Below are 4,936 nucleotides of genomic sequence, written 5' to 3'. Positions count from 1 at the left end.
TTCATGGACACGCGCCGCGAAATCCGGACCGGCATCACCAGGTACAACCAGGGCCTCGAGGCGGACAGCCTGAACAAGACCGCCACCGGCGTGACGAAGATCATGTCGGCCAGCCAGCAGCGCCTGCAGATGATCGCGCGCATCTTGGCCGAGACGGGCGTCAAGGACCTGTTCAAGCTGCTGCTCAAGCTGGTGTGCAAACACCAGGACAAGGCGGCCACCGTGCGCATGCGCGGCACCTGGGTGCAGTTCGACCCACGAACCTGGTCGGACGAGATGGATGCCACGGTCAACGTCGGCCTGGGCACCGGCGACAAGGCCGAGACGGTGATGAACCTGCAGATGGTCATCAACGAGCAGAAGCAGCTCATGGCCTCCGGCTCGCCGATGTTCGACCAGGTGAAGCTGTACAACGCCTACCGCGCCCTGCTCAAGGCGATGAACATCAAGGGCATCGACCAGTTCTTCAACGATCCGAGCACCGTGCAGCAGCCACCACCCGGGCCGCCGCCGCCGATGCCCGAGCAGATCCTGGCCGACGCCCAGGTGAAAGCCGAGGAGATCAAGCTGCAGGGCCAGCGCGAGAAGATCGCGGCCGATAAGGAGATGCGACAGCTCGACCTGCAGATCAAAGGCATCGAGCTCCAGATCAAGGAGCGCGAGCTGGCCCTGAAAGAGGCCGTCGCCACCCGCGAGCAGGACCGCAAGGACCTCGAAGCGGCAACCCGGGCGGCGCCACCACCAGCAGCGGCGCCGACCGCACCAGGAGCGTTCCATGAATGACGAGCAGTACGCAGCAATCAACCGCGCCGACGCGGCCAAACGGATCATGACCGATCCGATGGTGGTCGAGGCGCTGAAGACCATCGAAGACGGCATCACCGAGGCCTGGAAGGACGTGCCGCTGCGCGACGTCGAGGGCCGGGAGCACCTGCACCGGCTGCTGCAGGCGAAGCGCCGCTTCGAATCCGTGTTCGAACTCGTCCTGCGGGAAGGTGAGCTGGCCAGCGCCGAGCTGCGCGCCGAGGAAGAACGCAAATCCATCGCCACTCGCATAAAGGAGCGACTCTATGGCCCGTAAGCCCCCCAGCGCGGCAACGCCGAAACTTGAACCAGCACCGGCCGCCGCGCCGGCACCGACGATCGACCAGCCGGCCGCGCCGCCGGCGCCAGAAGATGCAACGGACCAGCCGCCGGCTGCAACAGACTCATCCGAAAGTGCAACGTCGCCTGTCGAACAGCCGGCCGAAGCGCCTCTGGTCGAGGTGGCAAAACCGGAAGCGGCCGCCGCGCCGGCACCGGACAAGCCTGTGCCCGAGCTGGACGACTTCATCGCCGGCCACGAACGCGCAGCGCAGGATGTCGACCTGGTCGTCACCGCGCTGAGCCACCCGGCCGCGAAGCCGCGGCATCACGCTGGCGTGTACTCGGGCTTCCCGATCGCCCCCGGCCCGCTGTCCGCCACGTACAGCGACGGCAGCACGCACTAAACCACCCGGGCATGTCGCGCGCCCTCGAGCGCGACCCGAGAAAAGACCAACCCAAGGCCCGCCATGCGCGGGCTTTTGTTTGGGAGTCACATTCCTTTGGAAGGATGAGCAATGGCAGTAGAAACCGAAAGCATCACCAGCATCGACCAGCTCGCGGCCGCCCTCGAGGCGGACGATTCGCAGGACCACCAGGATCCCGACAACGCCCAACCCAACGCGGAGGCGCAAAACGACGATACCGAAGGCCAGCCCGAGCAGGAAGGCGACCAGCAGCAACCCGTCGAGGGTGAAGGCGATCAACCGGCGGCGCCGGAATCGCTGGACGACACCGTTGTGAGCTGGGAAACCGCGAGCGGTGAGAAGTTCGAGGTTCCCGTCGCCGAGATGAAGCTCGGCTACATGCGCGAGCAGGACTACCGTCACAAGACGCAGACCTTCGCGCAGGAGCGGGAACAGACGGTCCAGCACATCCAGCAGCAGTACCAGGTGGCCGAGACGTTCGCGGCCGACCTGGGCCACCTGCATGCCGTCAACGCGCAGATCGCAGCGCTCGAGCAGGCGATTCCCACGATCGACCGCAACAGCGACCCGGCCGGCTACGTCGACGTCGTGACCCACCTGCAGGCGTTGCGCGAGCAGCGCGGCGGCATTGCCGGCCGCGTGCAGCAGGCGCAAGAGCAGCAGCAAGCACAGCAGCAACAGCAGTTCCAGCAGGCCCAGCAGCGCATGCTGTCTGACCTGCAGACGTCGATCCCGGGCTTCAACCAGGAGCTGCTCGGCAAGCTGAGCACCACCGCGCGGGATTACGGCTTCACCGACCAGGAGCTGGGCCGCATCACCGACCCACGCTTCGTCCGCCTGGTGCACGACGCCATGCAGCACAAGACGCTGCAGGCGAAGGCGCCTGGCGCGGTCAACAAAGTCAAGGCGGCGCCGGTGAAGCCGGCGAAGCAAACCTCGACGGCCACGACGACTGGTGTCGAGATCAACCTCAAGAAGTTCGCGAAGAACAAGTCGCTCGACAACTTCGCGGCCCTCCTCCAACACACTCTGTAAGGACAAATCATGCCCCAATTGGCAAACTCGGTAGCAACCTTCAGCTCGAACGGCCTGCGCGAATCGCTGGCCGACGAGATCTACAACATCAGCCCGGAGGAGACGCCGTTCATCTCCTCGATCGGCAAGGGCAAGGCGACCGCCGTCTATGAAGAATGGCAGACCGACTCGCTGCGCGCCGCCGGCAACAACCGCAAGGAACAGGGCAACGAAGGCGCCCCGGGCGCCATCACCCCGACCGACCGCGTCGGCAACCGCACCCAGATTTCGGACGACACCTATGCCGTCACCGGCACCCAGGAAGCAGTGTCGAAGGCTGGCCGCAAGTCGGAGGTGGCCTACCAGGATGCGAAGAAGATGGTCGAACTGAAGCGCGACGTTGAATTCGCAGCGCTGCAGAACACGACCGCGATCCCGGCTGCTGCCGGCGTGGCGCCGCAGGCGCGCGGTGTGCTGGGCTGGATCGGCACCAACACCGTCAAAGGCGCGACCGGCGTCGACCCGAACGCCAAGAACAACACGGCGCCGACCGACGGCACCCAGGTCGCGCTGACCGAAGCCATGCTGAAGTCGGTTGCCCAGAAGTGCTGGACCCAGGGCGGCAACCCTACCCTGCTGTTCGTCCCGGGCTCGCAGCGTTCGGTGGTTTCGGGCTTCACCGGCGGCGCCACCAAGTTCGACAAGACCGAAGACAAGACGCTCAATGCGACCGTCGAAGTCTATGTCGGCGACTTCGGCCGCTACTCGATCATCAACAGCCGCCACCAGCGTGATCGCGAGCTGTTCCTGATCGAGCCGGGCCGCTGGCGCTTGCTGACCCTGCGCCCGATGAAGGGCAAGGACCTGGCCGAGACCGGCGACAGCAAGAAGCGCATGATCAACACCGAATGGACGCTGGAGAGCAAGCAGGAAGCCGCCAACGGTGCGATTCGCGACCTGATCGTTCCGGCGGCCTGATCACCTCCGCAACCCTCAACGGAGCCGCCCGGGCAACTGGGCGGCTTTTTTTATGAGCAAACGACTTCTTCGCTTCAACGGCTACAGCGCCACCTTCATGCACACCACCCAGGACGGCAAGTGCGCGATCGAGACCGTCGAGGACGTGACACCGGCGCTCGAGCGCGCAAAGGAACGACACAACCTGGGCCTGACCCGCACCGGCATGGGCGACCGCCACGTGGCGTCGATTCCCGTCACCGTGCTCGACGCCTGGGCCCGCCGCATCGGCAAGTGCTTCCAGGACGTGATGCAGGACCCGCGCCTGATGGACCGCTTCCTCGCCGATCCCGACCACCGCTATTTCGTAATCGATACCGCTTCTGTCTGAGGCCCACATGCTGAAATACGAACAAGACGTCACCGCTCGGGTGAGCGGCGTGCTGCAACCCATGCTGGGCGTCCAGGTCACCGTGACCGCGAAGAATGGCCTGTTGGCCACGCTTTACGCCGACGACGAGTCGACCGTGCTGGCCAACCCGCTGACGACCGACGCGAACGGCTACTTCGGCTTCAAGGCGACGAATGGCGAATACACCCTCACGCTCGCTGGCGCGCAGATCGAAACGGCGACGCGCAAGATCGAGCTGTACGACGCGGACGATGATCCGCCGCTGACGTTGGCGCAGGCGGCGCTGCCTACCGCCGCCAGTCGTATCGGCTTTCAACCTGCTGGCGAAGGCGCCGTGCCCATGACGGTTGAGAACGCGCTGAACGAAACAGTCAGCGTGAAGCGGTTCGGTGCAGTGGGGGATGGCGTGACGGACGACACGGCCGCGATCCAGAAAGCGATCGACTCGCTGCCAAGCACCGGCGGCCGCGTGTATGTGCCAACCGGTACTTACATGGTCACGACACTTCGCCTTGATGGAACCTTGCGCAACAAGAGCGATGTGACCATCGAGGGGGCAGGCTACGGTAGTCACCTGAAGAAAATGAATCACAGCGACATCAGCACTGCCGAAGGTCGCAAGGGCAGCGTGATTGAGGCGCTTACAGGGCACCGTCATCGAGTACTAAACTTGCGCGTCGAGGGCAACAAGTCGCGCGGCGCAACCAGCGGCACCACCGTGAACCTGTGGAAGCCGAGCACAAGTTATAACTTCAGCACGACGGATGCGTACTCGACGAATCTGGACGGCACGGCCGTCACAACACGTTCGCCTAATCAGCGTACGTTCCGCTTGTTGGTCCCGCATACCAGTGATGCGACCAACATCCTGGCAGATGTCGCACTTGGCCGATGGGAAGAGGTTACTGATCAAAAATACAATGAACTGACCGGCACAGGTTATTACTCCGATTGGGAGTGGGACAATAGTTTCGCCTATTACCACGGCATCTACATGAACGGCACGACTGAGCAAATGCAGGACGTTCTGGTCGAGGGTTGC

Annotated in this window: 7 protein-coding genes; all 7 read left to right on the top strand. The window is 64.1% G+C overall.

Annotation, left to right across the window (positions count from 1 at the left end; all coding sequences use genetic code 11):
• Positions 1-783 (top strand): portal protein (locus J3U95_RS27890; RefSeq protein ID WP_441295270.1); only part of this gene is annotated, 783 nt, incomplete at its 5' end.
• Positions 776-1,081: a hypothetical protein gene (locus J3U95_RS27885; RefSeq protein ID WP_208281723.1), complete on the top strand. Its 306-nt coding sequence runs from the start codon at positions 776-778 to the stop codon at positions 1,079-1,081. The genes J3U95_RS27890 and J3U95_RS27885, both read left to right, overlap by 8 nt.
• A gap of 184 nt (positions 1,082-1,265) precedes the next feature.
• Positions 1,266-1,490, top strand: a complete 225-nt coding sequence (locus tag J3U95_RS27880) for a hypothetical protein (RefSeq protein WP_208281722.1) — start codon at positions 1,266-1,268, stop codon at positions 1,488-1,490.
• Between the two features lie 111 nt (positions 1,491-1,601).
• Positions 1,602-2,546, top strand: coding sequence for a hypothetical protein (locus J3U95_RS27875; RefSeq protein ID WP_208281721.1), 945 nt, complete (start codon positions 1,602-1,604; stop codon positions 2,544-2,546).
• A gap of 9 nt (positions 2,547-2,555) precedes the next feature.
• Complete coding sequence (locus J3U95_RS27870) at positions 2,556-3,503, top strand: DUF5309 domain-containing protein (RefSeq protein ID WP_208281720.1); 948 nt, start codon at positions 2,556-2,558, stop codon at positions 3,501-3,503.
• A 52-nt stretch (positions 3,504-3,555) separates the two neighbouring features.
• Entirely contained in the window at positions 3,556-3,873 is a 318-nt protein-coding gene (locus J3U95_RS27865) for a hypothetical protein (RefSeq protein WP_208281719.1), read from the top strand.
• Between the two features lie 7 nt (positions 3,874-3,880).
• Positions 3,881-4,936: glycosyl hydrolase family 28-related protein (locus tag J3U95_RS27860; protein WP_229520135.1), on the top strand; the 1,056-nt coding region annotated here is incomplete at its 3' end.

The organism is Massilia oculi (genome assembly GCF_017582745.1).
Lineage (GTDB): Bacteria > Pseudomonadota > Gammaproteobacteria > Burkholderiales > Burkholderiaceae_D > Telluria > Telluria oculi_A.
Note: the sequence above shows the minus strand (reverse complement) of the source record. Positions and strands in the feature narration are given on the sequence as shown.

What these genes read in the sequence shown, in the direction of transcription:
- J3U95_RS27885 (WP_208281723.1), top strand. Translation starts at nt 776, where the DNA reads ATGAATGACGAGCAGTACGCAGCAATCAACCGCGCCGACGCGGCCAAA.
- J3U95_RS27875 (WP_208281721.1), top strand. Translation starts at nt 1,602, where the DNA reads ATGGCAGTAGAAACCGAAAGCATCACCAGCATCGACCAGCTCGCGGCC.
- J3U95_RS27870 (WP_208281720.1), top strand. Translation starts at nt 2,556, where the DNA reads ATGCCCCAATTGGCAAACTCGGTAGCAACCTTCAGCTCGAACGGCCTG.
- J3U95_RS27865 (WP_208281719.1), top strand. Translation starts at nt 3,556, where the DNA reads ATGAGCAAACGACTTCTTCGCTTCAACGGCTACAGCGCCACCTTCATG.